This window comes from Gimesia aquarii (assembly GCF_007748175.1).
GTDB classification, from domain to species: Bacteria; Planctomycetota; Planctomycetia; order Planctomycetales; family Planctomycetaceae; genus Gimesia; species Gimesia aquarii_A.
This window is the reverse complement of the sequence record NZ_CP037422.1, coordinates 6,913,435-6,932,992: the sequence shown is the minus strand read 5'-3', so window position 1 is coordinate 6,932,992 and position 19,558 is coordinate 6,913,435. Positions and strand designations below refer to the sequence as shown.

Annotated in this window: 12 protein-coding genes; 2 read left to right on the top strand and 10 right to left on the bottom strand. The window is 44.5% G+C overall.

The genetic code is table 11. The features are described 5' to 3' along the window. Window positions 1–235: 235 nt before the first annotated feature. The 5 genes from V202x_RS26115 to V202x_RS26095 all read right to left on the bottom strand — a co-directional run bounded on the left by V202x_RS26115 (window position 236) and on the right by V202x_RS26095 (window position 9,043). Window positions 236–1,018: a TylF/MycF/NovP-related O-methyltransferase gene (locus tag V202x_RS26115; RefSeq protein ID WP_145179832.1), complete on the bottom strand. Its 783-nt coding sequence runs from the start codon at window positions 1,016–1,018 to the stop codon at window positions 236–238. A gap of 44 nt (window positions 1,019–1,062) precedes the next feature. Then, window positions 1,063–1,917: a phytanoyl-CoA dioxygenase family protein gene (locus V202x_RS26110; protein WP_145179830.1), complete on the bottom strand. Its 855-nt coding sequence runs from the start codon at window positions 1,915–1,917 to the stop codon at window positions 1,063–1,065. 34 nt (window positions 1,918–1,951) lie between these two features. Continuing rightward, on the bottom strand, window positions 1,952–2,653 hold the full coding sequence (locus V202x_RS26105) for a sulfotransferase domain-containing protein (RefSeq protein WP_145179828.1): 702 nt from the start codon (window positions 2,651–2,653) through the stop codon (window positions 1,952–1,954). 69 nt (window positions 2,654–2,722) lie between these two features. Next, the gene (locus V202x_RS26100; RefSeq protein ID WP_145179826.1) at window positions 2,723–6,928 is read right to left on the bottom strand and encodes a tetratricopeptide repeat protein; all 4,206 of its coding nucleotides are present in this window, start codon (window positions 6,926–6,928) and stop codon (window positions 2,723–2,725) included. A 306-nt stretch (window positions 6,929–7,234) separates the two neighbouring features. Then, window positions 7,235–9,043 (bottom strand): flagellin, encoded by a 1,809-nt coding sequence (locus tag V202x_RS26095; protein WP_145179824.1) that lies wholly within the window; start codon window positions 9,041–9,043, stop codon window positions 7,235–7,237. A gap of 1,234 nt (window positions 9,044–10,277) precedes the next feature. On the opposite strand from V202x_RS26095, the gene V202x_RS26090 reads away from it, so the two are divergent. Further along, window positions 10,278–10,556, top strand: a complete 279-nt coding sequence (locus tag V202x_RS26090) for a hypothetical protein (RefSeq protein WP_144990135.1) — start codon at window positions 10,278–10,280, stop codon at window positions 10,554–10,556. A gap of 90 nt (window positions 10,557–10,646) precedes the next feature. Here V202x_RS26090 and V202x_RS26085 read toward each other — a convergent pair whose 3' ends face one another. Both V202x_RS26085 and V202x_RS26080 read right to left on the bottom strand, forming a co-directional pair. Beyond that, entirely contained in the window at window positions 10,647–11,792 is a 1,146-nt protein-coding gene (locus tag V202x_RS26085) for a cysteine desulfurase family protein (RefSeq protein WP_145179822.1), read from the bottom strand. Between the two features lie 48 nt (window positions 11,793–11,840). Then, the gene (locus V202x_RS26080; RefSeq protein ID WP_145179820.1) at window positions 11,841–12,914 is read right to left on the bottom strand and encodes an AAA family ATPase; all 1,074 of its coding nucleotides are present in this window, start codon (window positions 12,912–12,914) and stop codon (window positions 11,841–11,843) included. Window positions 12,915–13,113: 199 nt separating this feature from the next. Here V202x_RS26080 and V202x_RS26075 point away from each other — a divergent pair, with 199 nt between their 5' ends. Next, window positions 13,114–13,929, top strand: a complete 816-nt coding sequence (locus tag V202x_RS26075) for a 3'-5' exonuclease (RefSeq protein WP_232098720.1) — start codon at window positions 13,114–13,116, stop codon at window positions 13,927–13,929. 11 nt (window positions 13,930–13,940) lie between these two features. Here V202x_RS26075 and V202x_RS26070 read toward each other — a convergent pair whose 3' ends face one another. The 3 genes from V202x_RS26070 to V202x_RS26060 form a co-directional block, all read right to left on the bottom strand. After that, complete coding sequence (locus V202x_RS26070) at window positions 13,941–15,137, bottom strand: hypothetical protein (protein WP_145179818.1); 1,197 nt, start codon at window positions 15,135–15,137, stop codon at window positions 13,941–13,943. A 209-nt stretch (window positions 15,138–15,346) separates the two neighbouring features. Next, entirely contained in the window at window positions 15,347–18,520 is a 3,174-nt protein-coding gene (locus V202x_RS26065; protein ID WP_197993103.1) for a HEAT repeat domain-containing protein, read from the bottom strand. A 20-nt stretch (window positions 18,521–18,540) separates the two neighbouring features. After that, a complete protein-coding gene (locus tag V202x_RS26060) occupies window positions 18,541–19,506 on the bottom strand; it encodes an aldose 1-epimerase (protein ID WP_145179814.1) in 966 nt (321 codons plus the stop codon). Window positions 19,507–19,558: the final 52 nt, after the last annotated feature.

Genomic DNA, 19,558 nt, shown 5'->3' with positions numbered 1-19,558 from the left:
CCTGTCTTAGGGTAATTGAGCGACTGCTCCTCTTACATTGAATGGCCAAATTCTGAATCGAAATCATCTTTTGATGCCTAGTCCTTAATAACTGACTGCGCACGACGGACTACTGCATCTAAATTTATATCGGTTAGTGAAAGGTTGCTGCTTGAAGCGAGTGTTCCAAGATCTGCTCTGTAAAGCGTGTTTTTAATAGAATTTAGTAATTATGACGAATTTTCGGGCCATGATGCTATTCGATCACAGCATAGGAAAGTGAAGTTGCAAAGGGAAATCGTTTCAGTCGTAACTTTGGTAGCCCGATCGTTTCCATTGCTGCGAGAGTTTCTCCTGGGAATAAATTCATATTTAACTCATCAAAGGCGATGATTGCCCCTTTGGGCATTCGTGGAATCAACTGCTCCAATGCGATTTTTGTTGGTTCGTATAAATCTGCATCGAGATGTAACAACGAAACGACCAGATGCTGATTTTTTTCGAGATATTCTGGCAGCGTGATACCAATATCCCCTTTCACTAATTCCACTTTCGGAATGTGATTCAGATAACGGGTGGAATCATAAACCTGTGTCGCTCGTTCGATGTCTTCCATTGCGTTTTCTTCTGACTTGAAACCGCCTACTTCAAGATGTTCGCTGGTTCCCGTTGTGTCTTTTTCGCTCAATGAGGGAAAGCCTTCGAAAGTATCAAAGCCGATAATTTTTCGTAGATAATTAACAGGCTCTAAAATCGCACTGAATTGCGCCCAGGCCATTAAGCTGGCGCCCCGGTGCACGCCGAGTTCGACAACTGATCCGTTAACATCTAACTGTTGTTTGAAAATTTCATAACGAGCCAGTAATTTAGTAATCGATTGCCGGGAAACGTATTTGGTAAATGCATCTAATTTGTTTAAGTTTGTGCCGACACTCGATTCCCAATATTCTTCGACCGCATTCAATGCATTCAAGTCGCTCGCAGACTGATTCTGCGATTCTCCCACGTTGCCTCGTAGTAACCCTTTTTTTTCTGCCATGTCAAATTAGCTTTTTCTGAAGTGTTTCGTGAATCAATTTGGTTTCAGGATGCCGATCTCTGCATTGCGTTTCTGGCACGTGTAATTTCTTGAATGCGCCAGCCTTCGTTCAAGAATTGAGGATCTCTTAGATCCCGATACCGCAAATTCAATACGAATCGGACGTGATCGGATTGATTTTTTGAAGGAGTGTGCGGTGTCAGACTGTGAAATAACAGCACATCTCCCACATCCAGCGCCGTTGGTACAACGCGGTCGTATTGGTTCACCTCTTCGGGAGGAAGTGAATGCCATTTTGTGACTATTCCATGATTATGTTCGTCGTGTGGCACCGGTGGTTTTTGATGCTCACCTAATGCGAACGTCAGACTACCATTCTGTTGATCTGTTTTCTGTAGAGGTGCATAAAGCGTAATTGTTGAATAGGGACCTTCATTGTAATACCAGTCCTGATGCCACGACGCAAGATGCCATTCTCCCTGAGGCATACTCATGAGAATGATATAGCGATCATGAATGGAAATTTCAGGCGAGAGCAGTTTTTCGAGAATCGCCATTAATTTCGAATGTGCTCCCATCGCATGCAGGGATGGAGCAAAATTCATTGCATCATAAAGAATGCTCTGTGTACCGGGAACCTGCTCTTCCAGCCTGATCAATCGATCGCTGATTTGTTTGATCTCATTTTCGTTTTCAAAGACTTCACAACCGTTGTGTCGTTCCAGGAGAGTGAGACGCCCTGAAAGGTCGTTTCGAATCGATAGGAAGTCCGCAGGATCAAACAGATTTTTGACCAGCAGAACCCCTTCTTCTGCATATTGATCCAGGTGCTCATTTGAAAGTTCAACATCTTCTGTCTGACAGTTCAAGGTACATAATTGGTTTATAGGAAGCATCATTCACCGTCCCTGGTCATTTTGATGAGCCGTGTGTTTATTGTTCGTATCCAAATTGATCGACTAAAGGTTTAAAAAAACGGTTGACCATTGATCTTTCAGACTGAGACAACTGGTCGCGCCACTTGCCAATCATCAAAGGTTGAACAAGGGGCGAATCTGACGTGTGCTCTTCATCAAGTCGTAATGCTTGTGCCGGGAGCGAGTCGGTGGCTGTGGAAGCAACCGCGCACTCGGGTTGTGCCATTAATTCACGAATTTCGGCAGCAATTTCTGAGGCAACGTTCAGTTTTAGTAAAACTCCTAATTTGGTCGCCATCTGAAAAATCAAAGCTTCAGCATTTTCTACGATGTGTTCATAAGGAATGACCATGATTCCCGGTAGACAAAGTGCATGGTGTATTTCCTGATAAGCACTCACTGTCTGGTCGACGGCGGTTGAGAAATTGATGTCGCTGTTTTCCATTTCGGAGCAAACCACGTCACGAGGGTCACGATAATGATAAAAAGGGCGTACGGCATCCTGTTGAGCGGCTTCAATAGCCTCTTCGGTCAGCAAATGAAATCGGATAATCATCCGCTCATTTACATTCATCGTTCCAATCAGATGATTCAGTTCCTCCAATGACTCTGGCTCTTCGACCTGGAAGGTATAGTTTTGTTTTTCCCAGATCTTCTTAAAGACTTCCTGTGACCAGTCGGTTCCTGAATTGGGAATTCCGAAATTAAAGATGATCATATTTTATCCTGTCTGAAATCGTGGTCTTTGTGGAAGCATTCATATATCGAACGCTGATTCCGTCTACGTTTATATGATATCGCTGTCGATTGAATCACGCTGTCTGTTTTTCTGTGAAAGGAACTGAGGCCTTGGGACCTGTGATTCAGATTGGTCGTGTTCCCCACGGTAAGGGTGTTGATCTTTGAAATAATCGATCAATCGCCCCTGATATTCGATCAAGATTGTCTTGAAGGGAATTTGATTGCGTTCAATTTCAAGTACAATATCGGCGGCTCGCCATTGAGTGGCAATCAGAATGACTTCGACCGGTTCTTGGATCAAATGATCTCGGAAGAGAATTTCCTGACCCGTTCCAGGTACAAAAGTGCCGACTTTATTCTGATCTGAGTCGATTACAACCGGAAAGCGATTTTGATCAAGCTGGTTCTGGTTGATAAACGCAGCCGCTTTTCCAGTACCACCCCAGATTGCCACGCGTTTTCCGGTGCTCGCCAGATCATCAAACTGCTGCGCCAGTTGAGCCGCAGACTGCAATGCCTTTTCCTGAAACATCACTGCCTGACGTGCTAATTCGACCTGGTGCTTTTGCGGCTGGAAGCTGGCCAGTCCGTAAATCACTTCGCCGTTGTAGCTGGTTTCAATCAAATCAGTGTTAGTGGCACAGCGGGTTAACAGTCTTTCCAGCGATTGGGTCGTAAAATGAGAATTGTGTTCGTAGAAGAAGTCAACCGTGCGACCTGCCGCCAGTACGCCGTCAATACAGGGGACTTCAATAAACAGTTTGGTCGCACACTCAGCGACGTTCGCCGCAAATGCGACTTCTTGTGCAAAACCCAGGGGATTCATCAAATGTTCAAACACATGTCGGCTGATGATCAGATCAGGCTGCAGTTCTGCCAGATGTGTTCCCGGTTCAAACAACATCGCCCGAGCATCAATCAAGGCGCCTTCGGTCTCGATTTCTGCATTTGGATCAAAGCCAATGAATTTCCCTGTGGGAATTTTCTTTGCCAGTGAACGCAATAGATGGCCTTCTCCACAACCGATTTCCACAACGGTTGGATTTTCAGGAAGATGCTCTGAAATCAGGTCGCAGACTTTTTGCAAGTGTTCAGACCAGATTGCACCTTTGTTGAACATTAAGTTTGGTTTATCTGAATAAGGAACCTTCGCATAGTCGAACGCGGCATTCGAAATGTGTCCGCAATCCACACATCGCATAAAATCATGTGGCAAACGTTCCATCGTCTGTGCTTCTTCGCAAGTTTGTGGCCACGCCAACGTCGTCAAGGGGAGCAATCCACCATCATAAAACTGGACCGCAATATGGTATCCACAAGCGGGACATGTATAATTCTGCATGGCAGAATTAAGGATATGGGAGTGATCTTGACTTTGTGTGTTGTTTAATGAAGCATCCATGCTTTCATCCTTATTTGAGGCAGAGCTTATCAGGTTCGTATGAGGTTGATGAGTTTTTTTTTGTGTTTCTAATTCGTGAAAAGCAGATTCGAAAAATGCTTCCAGTTCTCGAACAGTGTTCATATCTTCAAAAACAAGATGACTTTTGGAAAGAATTTTCAGACGGAGTTGATCGCGGAAATTTTCATCTTCACCAATGCGACAGGCGAGATCAATGTATTCGTCGATAGACGAAACAACGCAGTCCATAATCCCCATCTTTTTATAGACAGCCAGCATACCGCGACCACGCATATATTTTGCCGGCAATGTCACAACAGGCGTTCCAATGGCCATCGACTGATAGGAAGTATTACCGCCTCCGAAGTGCATCGGATCCAGCATGACATCGGAAATATAAATCAGGTTCAGAAAGTCATACGTCGACATTCCTCGTAACCAGTGAATTCGATCAATGACATCAGAAAAAGACTTATTAAATCGTTCGACTAGTAAATCCTTCCATTTGGAATTTTGGTCACGAATCATAACGATACGTGCTTTCGGATCTTTTCTTAGAATTCCTGCCAGAATCTGATCAAATTCTGGATGAATTTTAAAGAGTGTCTGGGGACAGGCATAAACATGTTGCTCATCAGAAAGTCCGAACGCGGCCCGATTTTTGATCTTCGCAGGTAAGGTGGGACGATAGTAATAGGATGGTAGTGCATCAAGTTGAACCAGTTGCTCTGAGTAATGATCATCGGCGTTTTCTGGTTCGATTAGTTTACTGGAGATAAAGTAATCAATGGTCTTCAATCCGGTCGTAATCGGATGCCCCCAGGTGACACATTGTACGGGCGCATGCCGAGTGGTCGCCAATGAGAAGATGAACGGGTCCATACCAATGTCAGCATAAAACAGAACATCTAGTTCCAAGCTTTCCAGAACCTGATTGGCACGTTGTAGATCGATTCCCAGAAAAACGTATTCGTCTGAATTTTTTCGGATCTCCTGAGCAACTTCATCATTGTATTTCGCTGGCGAAATCGTGATCACATGAAACTTATCTCGATCAATATTCTTGATGATCCCTTTCATTAGCGATCCGATGGTATGTTTATAGAACAGGCTGGAGATAAATCCGATGCGGATGTGTCCATCACGCTCTATTGTAGGTTCTTGCGGATTCCAGCTGAGCGTGTTTTTGATCTGATAGAGTTCTGCCATGCGTTCGATAATCGGACGGTCATTATATCCCTGGTAGGCCAGATAAAAGGTGCCGGGCGTCAGTTTGATCGAAGCATCGATTAGCACACGATCTTCGTGCATATCTTCGATTTTTTGTATAAACGATTGTCGTACTTCCTGAATGGCATCCATGGATGCAGGAATCGCTGGCAGCAAGCTGGCAATTGCGAGGCGATATTCTGGCAGAGGCTGCAGTTCAAATGCTTTCTTCAATGCCGATTTTGCGTCTTCAAACTGGCCCATCCCCTGATAGATGGTTGCCAGATTTAGATAAGCGGACACACAGGTATCGTCTAATTCCAGCGCACGTAAATAATATTTAAGTGCTTTCTTAGTCTTCCTCTTCTGATTAACGAAGTGCCCGCGATAGTTCCAGAGGATGGCGCTGTCGGGATGTTCTTTGATCGCTTGCTCTACCTGTTCTTCAGCTTCTTCGTTGCGCAGTTGTGATGAATAAAGTTCGATCAGTTTTAAACGAGACTGTAAATGATCAGGTTCCAACTCCACCAGCAATTCGAAATAGCCAACAGCAGAACCGACTTTTTTTTGCTTTAATCGGATTGACCCCATTCCAAACAGTGACGCTGTATTTGTATGGTCACTCTGATAAAGACTTTGGAAAATTTCATAAGCATATTCCAGGTCACCCAGTGAAGCCACCAGAGATCCCAGGTGAAATGCCGCACCCGGGTGATTAGGGTGCTTTTGCAATACTTCTCGAAAAGTGAACGTTGCTTCGGGGATCTCTTTTGATTCTTCTAATGCCTTGCCTAGGTGAAATAAAATATCACAATTCTCAGGTTCCAATTTTAATGCAGCTCGAAAACATTTGATGGCAAATGCAAAGTCTTGTTGCTCTGCATAAAGGATACCCAGATTATTTAAAATCTCCCAATTAGCTGGTTGTAGCACTGCCGCTTTTCTGAGAATCTTGATTGCAGCTTCGCATTTCTGTTGTCTTGACAGAAAGACGGAATAATTTTTCAAAGTATCAATATGGTTAGGAACCAACTTGAGAGCTTGTTGATAAGATTCTTCAGCAGCTTCAGGAGCTTCTGATTTTGCGTAAGCATTTGCTAAATTAAAATGCGCAGTATGAATATTAGGTGCTAGCTTGACAACTTGCCTGCAAAGGGTGATCGCTTCTTCAAGGTCATCATCTTCTTCCAGTAGTAGATTGCCGAGATTAATTAACGCATCAACATAATTCGATTTCAGCTGAATTGCTTTGCGATACGCATCACGCGCTTTTTCTTTTTTTCCGGATGAAGCGAGCGTGATTCCGAGATTATAGTGAAATGACGGGTTGTCAGGCTCCAGCTCGATGGCGCGTTCGTAATTGGAAACTGCATCCTGAAAATGACCTAAGCCTTTACAGGCAGCTCCACGATTTGAAAAGAAAGATCCAATACCATCATTCTGGCAAATAGCACGTGTGATAAAATCAATTGATTTTTTGTACTGTTTTAAATGTAAATAGACTACGCCTAGTAAGTGCAAGGCATCCGCTTGGCTTGGATCGTGTTTGAGTACTTCACGATAGAGTTCTTCCGCAAGTGGAAGATTTCCAGCTTGATGCTGTTGAACCGCCGTTGCCAATAGTTCCTGAGGTGAAGGCATAGAATCTTCTTTGAGTCACAGTACGAATTGTATTTTTTGCAATGCGAGCTGTTGAAACCTGGTCAGGTTCGATCACCAGCTAGACTATTCCGGTTATTCTGTTTGTATCGGCTGAGGCGCGGAGAGAGATAAGCCGTTTCTTTAGTCAGTCTGAAATCAGGTTCAAACAAGGTTTATTACTGCAAGCTGTTTGGGGAAATAGGATGAACAGTGGGTATAAACAAAAAACACTACCCATCGTATGATGAGTAGTGTTTTCGTTTCTGAACTTATTTTTCAGTCGGTAATCGACTTCTCAGAGGATTATTATCCTAAGAGACTCAATACCTGCTGTGGGTTCTGGTTGGCAATCGAAAGAACCGAAATACCAGCCTGGTTCAAAATCTGAGCTTTTGTCAAATTCGCGGTTTCGACAGCAAAGTCGGTGTCCACGATCTGACTTCGAGCTTCAGAAATGTTTTCCAAAGCAACCCCCAGCGAGGAGACGTTGGTCTCAATCACGTTTTTCTGAATCGCACCCAATCGACCACGAAGGGTGGAAACACGGTTGACTGCCTCTTCGATGATATTCACCAGGTCAGCACCAGGAACGGCAGGTCCCACATCCAGCAGACTCTTACCACCACCTGATCCCAGTTCGAACAATTTACCGGAAACACCACCCAATCGGGCTGTATTCACAGCTTCAATTCCAATGCCCACCTGACCGGCGGCTGACACATCCTGTCCAATCTGGAACAGTGAACCACCACCGGTAATTGTTAAACTGGCGGTATTTGAGGCTGTGTTAGCGGCAGCAGTGAAGGAGAACGATGCATCAAGCTGTTGAGATCGCAGGTTGGCCTGTAGACCGGATCCTTGAGCGACCTGTCCGTTAATTCGGGCGACAATATCCGAGCCGATATCTCGTGAGAGAGCATTGGCATCTGTCACATTGTCGACAGTATCAAAGGTTCCAGACAACACGTTAACGTCAACAAACTCGTCAGAGCCATAGTTAGAAGCACTGAAAGTCAAGTAAGCGCTAGTACCACCAGATAAGGCAGCAGCAGCTTCAACTTCGACGACTCCGGTACCATCACCTTCCTGAGCAGTTGTGATCAACGCATTGGTGTCGGCATTACCATCCAACAAAGCTTTGATTGAGGTCGCTGTTGAGGTAATTGCATTGTTAGCATCAGAAGCGACTTGCACAATGATATTAATATCGGTGTTCGAATTATTGAACGTAATACCTGCAACACTGTTGGGACCATTCGCAGCAGCAAACTCAACTCGGATGTTTTGTCCTGTATCACCCAAGATGCTGTCTGATGTACGGGCATCAGTGAATGTTAAGCCAGAGTTTGTCGCAGCATTGTTGAATGACAGGTTACTGGCTACTTTATTGGTTTTGGTTGCCGTCACACCGGTAATATCAGTCACACCGTTTACAGCGTCACGAACGTTATCCAGCGAACTGGAAGCACCCAGGAACAGCACCTGACTACCACTGGCTCCACCTACTTCAATAGTGGTTGCAGACGCCAGGCCACCAGAAACAGCACTATAGTCCAAGCTGGCTTGCGTCGCAGCAGTTACGATTGTGGCATCGAGTGTAATTGTGCTGCTGGATCCAAATACGGCTTCGTTGACCTGGAAGTCAGAGAGTTTGGCAGAGTCGACTGCTGAGGCTTGTGTTCGGAATGCTTTACTACCGTCGATCAGTTTGTCACCGGCGAATGATGTATTTGCTGAAATTCGGTTAATTGCAGATAAAGCAGTATCAATTTGAAGCTGATTCGCTGCAATTTCATCTGATGACAGAGCACCTTCGTTCAAACCTTCTTGAACCAAACCTCGAACCTGGTTCAACAGGTTGGTGACTTCACCCAGAGCCGAGTCAGCAGTCGCGATCACGTTACTGGCACGGTTACTGTTTTTGATTGATTGCTCAATCGCAGACACCTGAGATCGCAGTGTTTCACTGGCGATCAAACCTGATGGATTGTCTTTACCAGAGTTAATTTTCAAACCAGTTGACAATCGTGTCAAAGACTGGTCTAAAAGACTCGTAGATTTATTTAAACTACGTAAACCTCTGATCGAGGCAACGTTAGTATTAATTCGTGTCATGGCAAATAGCCTTTCTCACTAGTATTTAAAGCTTCCCAAGGGATTTACTGGGTTAGAGCTACATTATGATTTAAGTACCCGAGTGATGCTGAAACCACTCGTAAACATTAGTTTTCGTCCCTGTCAAATCCAAAAATGTCAATTAAAACAGTACATTTTGACAGGATTTTTCGAACTGATGTGGCTTATCTTTCCATAACAAAACCATTCCAGATTCAGATGATGCAATGAGAGCACAGAGGGAAACCGCGCAATCACGCCTCTTTCATATCGGAATGATACTTTGGGTAAATTAGGTGTCTTAGTTGTTTTTTTGAAAATAAACCGATCTCTCTGTCATCGCAAACAGGTAAAGACTAGTCATGACTATTATCCTGTCCTTCAACAAAGTGTCGGTTGTGACTCTCATGTTATAAGAGAGGAAATGTCGGATCGTGACACGCAAAGTGATATGAACATTAAATCGGCCAGCACGATCGTTATTGTTTGCCTAACCGGACCTTACCTGGATTTCTAGACTCGGAGAATCGTTTTAATTGGTCCTATTTAACATGCTGCATAAACAGATTACTGATACGTCTCAGAGAGTAAAAAAACATTTGTGATGGGATCCAGATTTCAGGCTGTTTCCAGGTTTATTTTAGTGTCTCCAGGACTATTTGGACTTCGTATCATCGCTTTAAAGTCGCCATGGTTTAAATTGGTTGTTCTATAGCTGATGCTAACAGGACCAGGTGTTCGGGACGAGAATGTGATTTGCATTGAGCCGTGTTTCAGTATCATACGGAATCACTCTGATGATGGATTCGTGATAGCAGATCCAGAGTCGTTGCATTAAAGGAATCATGACATTCCCAGAGTTGAACCTTCATATGCTTTTTATACCTGCTTTTGCAGCGATGTGGGTTATGAGGATTAATAACAATTGTTCTGATGAATGCTGGTCGTATCAAATGAACTTAGAGTTTCACAACTCTCTCTATTTTCACACGAAAAGTCATCGCTTACTTCTCAAGATCTCTGATTGTCATTGACGATTCATTTTCCATATCTTGCCAAAAGCGAATGTATGACAACAGGTGATTGAATAAACTGACAAATGATGTCGGATCGGTTGATGGACTATTTTAAAAAGATCATATTACACCTGCTTTGATCTAACTCACTTTTCAAGATGTATTTCATCCTAAGAAGACCACTTTAACGAATCGCATACCTTAGGGAGCAGCATCGCATGCCTTTGTGTCCCAAACACACTAGTCATATGGTAAAGGAAGCCCACGCTCGATTAGGAAGATCACTTGTTAAAATTCAAAAGACACGTCAGACATCAACAATAGAATCAGAAACGCCTGAGACCATGTTTCGAAATTGGGAAAAGAAATGGATGCACCGCCGCGAGCTAATCGCCAGCCGTATCCAGATGATTGAAAATCAACTGAAAGAACTTGGAAAATCGGATCTGCCCCTTCCGATGACTCAATTCTCTATCTTTGACGCACCGGGAGAGTAGGACACTCGATCTATTTCATACTTTATTGAATAGCATGATCTCTGACCATCTAGGGGTCGTCATGTCTCTCTGTTCAATAAATACTGAAATTCAGGATCGCAGTTGGTTGACAACTCTGCTGATTCGACGAATCGCTTCTTTGATTTCTTCACTCGTATTGAGAAACGACAGGCTTAGACGGACAGCAGAGCGATAAACGTTTTCGGGGCAGCCCATTGCCAGCAACACGGGAGCCGGGTCTCGCGAACCGCTGGCGCAGGCGCTTCCCAGAGAGCAGGAGATTCCGGCCAGATCCAGAGAAACGAGTAGTGCTTCCCCGTCCAGACCTGGAAATGAGATGTTAAGCGTGTTGGGAACCCGATGTTGTTGGGAACCATTTACAACGATTGGCGCGCATTGTTCGCCGAGACCTCTTTGCAAGCGATTACGCAGTTCGTTGACCTTCTGAGAACGTTGTTCTCTGTCGCGCATCCAGCATTCCAATGCCCGGGCCATTCCTGCAGCAAGTGCCACTGGTTCGGTTCCGGCGCGTTTGCCTCGTTCCTGATGGCCTCCAGCAATTTGGGGATGTAGTCGGGCACCTTCTTTGACAATTAGTGCACCAACACCACGGGGCCCATGAAATTTATGGGCCGCCAAGCTGATGGCGGTTGCCCCAGAATCGTTAAAATGTACCGGAATTTTGCCAATTGCCTGCACACAATCCAGGTGCAGGGGAATAGAATTTTCTGCGCAAAGTGATGCAAGAGGGTCAATATCCTGAATCACTCCCGTTTCATTATGAGCCAGAATGACTGAAACCAGCTGAATTTTGTCCCAGTTCTGCAGTTGTAGCTGATCTTGATTGATTCTGCCATCAGTGTTGAGAGGAAGTAACGTTTGTCTGATTCCTCGTGAAGACAGTCGGCGAATCGTATTGACGGTCGCCGGGTGTTCCCCTGCCGTTAAAGCAATTTCACTGGGCGAACCAGCTAAGAAGCCATGTATGGCAAGATTAATCGCTTCGGTACCGCCACTCGTGAAAATGATTTCTTGTGGCTTGGCTCCGAGGAGTGAAGCGATCGACTCACGCGCATCCTCCAGCACGCGGCGTGCCTGGCGTCCCTCGGCGTGAGCACTCCCCGGATTAGCGTAATGTGTTTGAGAATACTCTGCCACTAATTCCACGACTTCATCCAAGGGCCGCGTTGTAGAATTGTTATCCAGAAAGATTCGTTGTGAAGCGGGAATCGACATGACACATCAGTATTTCATGATCGCCTTTAAATTCGAAGGCTGTGAGAGTTATCCTTTGACGGCTTCTTGCGCCTGCGCTTTGAGCTGATTGGGAACATGTTCAATCAGCATATCTATAATATCATCCTGAGTGAGTCCTTTACTGTCCGCCTGAAATGTTGTCACAATTCGATGTCTGAGGACGGCATGTGCGACCGACTTCACATCTTCTGTGGAAACATGGAATCGTCCTTCCAGAATCGCTCTGGCTTTGGCGCCCAGAATTAAGAACTGACCAGCCCGCGGACCTGCTCCCCAGGATAAATATTCTTTGACAAACTTCGGCGCAGTTCCTTCTGCAGGGCGAGTTGCTCTTACCAGGTCGCGGGCATAGACAAAGACATGTTCAGCGACAGGTACTTTGCGAACAACTTCCTGCAGCGCCAGGATCTGCCGACCAGTCAAGGCAGCTTCCAGGTGGGGTTGCTGACTGCTGGTTGTCTGTTTCAGGATCATCAATTCTTCTGCAGCAGAAGGATAATTAACGACAATATTGAACATGAATCGGTCTAGCTGTGCTTCAGGAAGTGGATAAGTTCCTTCCTGCTCGATCGGATTCTGTGTCGCTAATACAAAAAATGGTTCTGAGAGACGATAGGTATTTGTGCCGACAGTCACGTGTCGTTCTTGCATCGCCTCCAATAAAGCGGCCTGAGTTTTCGGAGGCGTTCGATTGATTTCGTCTGCCAGTAACACATTTGTAAAGAGCGGTCCCTGCATGAACTGAAAGGTACGATGTCCTGTTTCAGGATCATCTTGCAAAACATCTGTTCCGGTAATATCTGACGGCATTAAGTCGGGGGTAAACTGAATTCTGCGGAAAGAGAGATGTAGAATTTTGGCAATTGTACTCACGAGTAACGTCTTTGCCAGACCAGGGACGCCCACCAGCAGACAATGACCGCGACTGAATAGTGAAATCAGAATTTCGTCTACCACTTCAGTCTGGCCAATAATCACTTTGCCGATCTCGTCGCGCATCAACAAGTAGGCATTTGCGAGACCGCGGATGGCTTGTGCCTCCAGATCTCGTTGTGCTTCATCATCTTCCTGAATCATCAGTTGATCATCTTGGTCGCTCATATCCACAACAGCCTTATCAAGAAAATCGCAAACTACAATAAATTCTCACTATTGTTTATACTTATCAACAGAACCGAATGGAAGGGGCTGTAAGCCGTGTCACGGCATGAAGTTCTATTTTTCGTATCAATCCTGTTCGTCAGTGAAGGCGTTAAGTGTTAATATCATCACAACTTGCAAAATAGAAAGCGAGAGAAACGTGTCCCAGTCCCAAGTAGCCTATCTCGTTTTTGACGTGGAAGCGGTGGCCGATGGAGATTTGATTTCGCGGGTTCGTTATCCCGGCGAAGAATTGGCTCCTGAAGAGGCGATTGCCAAATATCAGGCAGAACAAATTGAGTCGACAGGCAGTGACTTCCTCCCGGCGACCTACATGTTGCCGGTATCAGTGGCCATTGCCAAAATCACTGCTGATTACCGTATGCAAGACTTAACGGTACTCGATGCTCCGAAATTTCGTCCATATGTGATCACACAGAAATTCTGGCAAGGTTGGGTACACTACGGTCAGCCGGCGTTTGTGACGTTCAATGGCCGTGGTTACGATTTGCCTGTATTGGAATTAGCGGCTTATCGCTATGGTATTGCTTTACCAGAGTGGTTCAATCTCGAGGCCCGCAGTTATGAGCAATCTCGCAATCGTTATAACACTTCAGCTCACATAGATTTAATGGACGTATTTTCCAACTTCGGTGCGAGTCGTATGACTGGTGGCTTAAACTTATTGGCGAATCTCATTGGTAAACCGGGTAAAACCGGCATCGATGGCTCCAAGGTACAATCAATGTATGATACAGGGAAAGTGCAGGAAATTAACGATTACTGCCGCTGTGATGTACTGGATACGTACTTCGTGTTTCTCAGATCACGAGTCCTTACAGGACAACTCAGTATTGATGATGAGCAGGAAGTTGTAACCGAAGCCTATCAGTTCCTGGAGCGCGAATCAGCAGGGAATCCTGCCTATCAACATTACCTGGAGCATTGGGGTGACTGGGTAGCACCTGAAGAGTAACGTTTCGGCTTTTACTCTGCGTATTGAATTTTCAGATCTGATAGCAGGAACTGTTGTACAAAGTGAAGTCGAGTTTTGCTGATCTTGATCGGCAGGGGTTGGTCGCTGCTGAAGACAATTTCGACGGCATCCCATTTGGTTCCTGGGTGAGAACTGGGTGGAAAGGCGGGGTTCGGTTTCATATTTAATGTGATGAATCGTGGTGCCGAAGAGCCATTTTCGTTTGTCGATCGTTCTGTCGCAAATGATTCGATGATGAATGCATTTTTCTCGACGTCAATCAACCAGGGTTGAAGTGAGTTTTGGAAAGCTGAGTTACCGGTGACGAATGTTCCATTAGGCTTTAAATTCGAGTTTTTGGGAACGGCCCTATCACGTTGATTCCCAAGTTTGGAGATCGTAACGCCATTACCTAATTCGATAGATTCAATACGCTGAGTTTCAGCAATCCAGCGTAAAACCATTTTTTCAATTTCTATTATTTCTGCCTGATCCTGATTCTCAGAATGGGAAGTTGCAAACGAAATGCGTTTAATAGAACCCGTTGTCGAAGTAGAGTTCTGGTTATTTTCTGCTTCTGGGAATACGGCTTTCGCAACTTTGCGTAATACGATCTGTGGTGTGGATTTTGATATTTCAGGTTCAGTCGTTTGTGTCAATTTGTAAGCCGTCAATTCAATGGAAGCAAAACCAATGTTTGGTTTTGAAGCGAGTGCCAGGAATTTTAGTGACTCTGGTAACATTGTCTGCGAATTAATCTGAAGTTCGAATGGGCGACAGAGACGACGGGTTAACGTATCCTTTGGTTGACCGCGCAGGATAATATTTTTTTTTGTTTGTCTCACAACTTGCCAATCATAGTTTGCTAATAAATCTTGCGTGGTCACTGGTTGTTGAAATTCGGAGATCAGCGTGAGTTCATGTCCGGAAAAATAGGCTTGGTTTTCTTTTTTGAGTTCGTCTATTTTTGACGAGGGAGCCACTGTCGATAGCAATTGGGAGGCTGCAGACCATTGCGTTAATATTTTCTCGGGAGCGATTTTTTGTGAATTGAGCGAAATGTCACTGTCGGTCAAATGACCATCGGATATTCCAGAAGTGGTTTTTGCGCGTTGTTCTGGGGGAGACGGTTCATCTGCGTGAAGCCGCTGGTTGCCGATCAGGACGAATAAAATCAGATAATAAACCAAATAGGGATGACGATGCATCGCTAGACTCACTGTGAAATGGGTGGATGAATTGGATTTCGTAAGAGAACGAAATCTCAAGAAGGGAATCGCTAGAGAACTTCAGAACCTTAGCAGAAAGGCAAAACTAAGAAAACGGCAATTTTTGTTGACAAATTATGATTGAGCAGGAATTTCAGGAGTCATTGATAAGCTCAAATGGATCAGTCAGTTAGAAAAATTTGCTTTCGTTATTTTTTAGCGTCAGGAGTCGATTTCAAATTGGATATCTCGCGTTTTTTATCGAGCGATTGTACCAACGACTTAAAGGAGGGTAATGCATGTAGCTCATTGAGGTCGGGATCTTTTTGCATCCATTCCACATCATCAAACCCGGTTTTGGATGCGTTTGTGAGGTGAAAAATCGCTTTTTCCCGATACGCTTTCATTTTGCTCTCGACATCGGGAGTCTTCGTTTGGTCCTTTAAGTTGATTAAGGCACGGCCGAAAACACAGGCTACGTTATAACTGAATAATCCATCGTTTTCGAACTGCTTCAAAAACCCTTCGACAAATGGAATCGCTTTGTCTTCCTCGTGGTTATAAACCATGCAGATTGCTAACCCTGTAATGGCTTGTGAACTTTTTTTATTCAGCTCATATGCTTTTTGAAAATCTTGCTGTGCTGCCTTCCAGTCGGTTTTTTGTAAATTCGTATGGCCTCGTCCCGTATAGGCGCTCACATAGCGGTCATTTTTACGAATGATCTGATCATAGACCTTTAAGGCTTCATCCCAATTGCGAATTTCACTTAAGATTTGTGCTTTGAATAGATACGGCTGTAGGTCATCTGGTTTGATCTGGATAATCGCATCATAAGCGGCGATAGCCTCTTGATATTGTTTTAGTCTTACATGATGTGAAGCAACGACTCGATAAGGAAATATGTCTAAAGGAGAAAGCTCAATGGCTTTATTGAATTGTTTCAGGGCTTCTGTCGGGTTGGACTGATTGCTAAAAACGAGTCCTTTTGCTACATAGAGCCGGGGATTCATCTTATCGATTTTCAGGCCCTGCTCTGCATATTTTAATGCTTCCTCAAACTTCTGAAGCGAATTGTTCACATCCACCAGTCCGATATAGACAGGGATCAATAGTTCATCGATACTGATTGCTGTATGATATTCTTCAATCGCGGCTTTCAAATTTTTTCTGGTTTGTGCTTGCAGTCCTTTTTGGTAGTAATGGTTTCCCGGTGAACGCTGATAAATTCTTGTTAAAGCCTTATGTGCGTCATTTTTTTTCTCGTCGATCTTACCATCATAACGGGCTTGCATAATAGTTTGTCGTGCTTCAGGTGTCCCTAAGGAAACTAATGCTGAGTAAATCGAATTCCACCTTGATGATTCATTTGCCTTTTGAAGCGCGTGTTTTAATATTGCGAGTGATTTGCCAGACGCTGAGGCAGCCAAGCTGGAGGCTGCTCCATTTGCGATCGACAGGTTACTATCCTGTATTGCTTTCTGGGCTAAATTGAAATAGTGTGGCGACCCCAGTCTCTGGAGCGATGTCAGGATTAATAATTTCTCAGCAGCTGAAGCCTGAGGATAAATTTTCAGGAATTCGACATCGACAGACTGGTCTCCAATTGCTGTTAAAGATTTGAGAATCGCAGTTCGCGTTCCCGGATCGAGTTTTAGATCTTTTAAATGGCGAGCTAATAGGGGGATTGTTCGAGGATCTTTCAATCGATTTATAAACGTCAACATTTGTTGTGATGGAACCGTATGTTCTAATTGTGACAGAACATAATTCATCGCTAACGTTTCACTTTTGCTGTCGTTCCTTTTAATCAGTTCCTGAAAGGCGACTTTTCTTAATTCAGATTGAGAGGAATTTAATGCATCAGTCAGTACTTCATAGAGTTGAGGGTGTCCATTTAGGACTAAGGCATTAATGGCGGCTTTACGAAGCTCCAGGTTTTCACTGGAAAGAAATTCATAGATCGCGTTTCCCCACTGTGGTCGGGGACTTTGTGCAATGATACCTATAATTGTTTTCTGAGCTGCGGGCGGCTGCTGTTTTAACAGCTGAAGCAGTCGTTGCTGACCTTCCGCGAAACGGGATTCTGCAAGACTTGCCACCGCCATTTCAAACTTTGTACCAGGTGGTGAATTTGCGACTTGGATAAGGCGTTCAAATGCACGAGGGTCTCCGAAATAGCGAAGTGCATACAAGGCAGCTTCCTGAACAATCTGATTATGATCTGAACTCAGTTTTAAAACCAGAGGTAGCTCTTCGTTCGTTAATTGCCGTCCGCCACTCATCAGTGCTGCCACCTTGACTGCTGATGAGCCGGTATGGATTTGCTCAGCAATCTTTTCTCGCGAGAGCACACTCATGGCACTGTCTAGTGCAGCATGTATGGCTGCCTCTTCCGTAGTGTGTGTCACTGTGGTATGCGTTCTTAACCCAAATCCGAAGTAGCGAGGTCTGTGATTTTTAAAAACGACACCGGAAAGATGAAGCTCACTGATCATTGTCGGAAAAAGAGGAAACTGCGATTGTACGATTGAATTCATACCAATTTGTTGCGCTGCGCGTGGTAGCCAATCAAATACACTTTGTTCTATAAATGAGTTTTGATTTGGAAAATGGATCACAAATCGTCTGACATTTTTCTGTGTCGTCAGTAGATCTACTTCATTCATCAGACTTGCTAGATTGATACTGTTGAGTGCTCCCGATACTGTCAGCTTTGCCAGGCATTGATTGGGTCCCATCAAGCTCACCGTATGTTGTAAATTACCCAACTCAAACCGATTGACATGCAAATTTAAGAGTTTCCCGTTAACTGTCGCCTGAATCTCAATTTCTGGGACATGAGTACCATCGGGTAAGTCTGAGAGCGCAAGCCACATACTACCCTGTTTGCCTGGTAGCACCTTGACTTCTTGTTCGAATTTCAAAGCATTCAAGCTTTGTTTGTTTTTTCCTACCAGGACAATTTTGTTGGGGATGTGTTCAGGGAAACCCGTCTTAGAATGAGGTTGGCCATCGACTTTAAAATGGATTTGGTCACGCGACAGTTTGAGAGGTTGTCGACTTTGATTGACAAGAACTAACCGCGTTAAGAAAAACCCTTTGAGAACCTGATTCGATGTGACTCCTTTCATGGAGTTTTTGATGACCATGAAAGCCTCAGATTCTTTTGAAACAGCAGGTCGGTGCGCGGGTAATTTCTTTAGTACCTGCAACCGGTTTTCAATATCCATCAATTGGTTCTGGGTTTCTTGATTAGAAATTGGTTGGTCGGGAGAATTTGGCTTTATTGTCTTAGACTGAGCAATCACACTCTGCGTTGACAGTGCAAAAGTCGTAAAAAAAAACGTTGTGATCAAAAAAGAACCATTTTGAGATCGCATCCTGTTTCTCCAAATATTCATCAGACAATGACTTTACCGGCTCGGATTTCAATCCAGGTTTTGATTTCTGATCCTGGTGGCAATACACGTAGCCCGGTTTCGACATCTTTTCTTGTCAGGTTGATGGCATTGGTCACGCATGTATAAGGTTCCAGACAAACACAGTTTCGGTTGGGAGGTGTGAAAACGACCAACTCCGAAAAGAGGGAATCATAGTCCTGTGAAATCACAAGCCCGCCTTGTTCATCCATCACCAGACATTCATACTGGTCGGTCTCTTCTGGAAGGCCGCTGAGTACATGATCTGCTTTCAATTGATCGAGCCAAGCTCCTTCTCTGAGATCATGCGGTTTTTGAACGGCTTGCTTTTCTCCAGTGGGCAGACTGTTTTCCAGAACCCATTCTTCAGTAGCGGGCGCCTCGATCAGACAGTTTTGCAGACTTCCTTGTTCCGATAGCGGAACTTTAAAATAGGGGTGAGTACCTAATCCCCAGGGAACGGAGGTTTGCCCAGGGTTTCCAATACGAAAGTCGGCGCGTAACATTGCTCCTCGTATTTCGTATTTGACTTCAATAAAAATATCGCCGGGCCAATATTTTGAAAGGTGTTTTCCATCGATGCTAAGCTGAAATTGTCCGATTGCGAATGTTTCCTCCTGGGCGATCACACGCCAGGGTTGGTCCAGGCAAAAACCATGAATTGCATTTCCGTTATTATCATGATACACCTTATCAGTGGGAAGTTCATAGTTGACGCCTTCCCATTGAAAGCGTGCATTAGCGATACGGTTTGGAAAGGGAAACAGGATAGGAATTCCACTGCTACTGGGGCGTTGCTTCCCATACTGAAATTCAGGATGAGCATCAATAACATCGATGCTTTGATCGTCGACCATAGCCTGGAATTGATAACAATTAAAACCCAACTCCGGCAGAATATGCGCGGTCGAACCAGTTTCCGAATCTGTAATTTTAATAGGCGCCATGCGTGTGAATACTTTTCATGCGGGTTAATTATAATCAGGATAATCTTTTCGA

What these genes read in the sequence shown, in the direction of transcription:
- V202x_RS26115 (WP_145179832.1), bottom strand. Translation starts at nt 1,018, where the DNA reads ATGGCAGAAAAAAAAGGGTTACTACGAGGCAACGTGGGAGAATCGCAG.
- V202x_RS26110 (WP_145179830.1), bottom strand. Translation starts at nt 1,917, where the DNA reads ATGATGCTTCCTATAAACCAATTATGTACCTTGAACTGTCAGACAGAA.
- V202x_RS26105 (WP_145179828.1), bottom strand. Translation starts at nt 2,653, where the DNA reads ATGATCATCTTTAATTTCGGAATTCCCAATTCAGGAACCGACTGGTCA.
- V202x_RS26100 (WP_145179826.1), bottom strand. Translation starts at nt 6,928, where the DNA reads ATGCCTTCACCTCAGGAACTATTGGCAACGGCGGTTCAACAGCATCAA.
- V202x_RS26095 (WP_145179824.1), bottom strand. Translation starts at nt 9,043, where the DNA reads ATGACACGAATTAATACTAACGTTGCCTCGATCAGAGGTTTACGTAGT.
- V202x_RS26090 (WP_144990135.1), top strand. Translation starts at nt 10,278, where the DNA reads ATGCCTTTGTGTCCCAAACACACTAGTCATATGGTAAAGGAAGCCCAC.
- V202x_RS26085 (WP_145179822.1), bottom strand. Translation starts at nt 11,792, where the DNA reads ATGTCGATTCCCGCTTCACAACGAATCTTTCTGGATAACAATTCTACA.
- V202x_RS26080 (WP_145179820.1), bottom strand. Translation starts at nt 12,914, where the DNA reads ATGAGCGACCAAGATGATCAACTGATGATTCAGGAAGATGATGAAGCA.
- V202x_RS26070 (WP_145179818.1), bottom strand. Translation starts at nt 15,137, where the DNA reads ATGCATCGTCATCCCTATTTGGTTTATTATCTGATTTTATTCGTCCTG.
- V202x_RS26065 (WP_197993103.1), bottom strand. Translation starts at nt 18,520, where the DNA reads ATGCGATCTCAAAATGGTTCTTTTTTGATCACAACGTTTTTTTTTACG.
- V202x_RS26060 (WP_145179814.1), bottom strand. Translation starts at nt 19,506, where the DNA reads ATGGCGCCTATTAAAATTACAGATTCGGAAACTGGTTCGACCGCGCAT.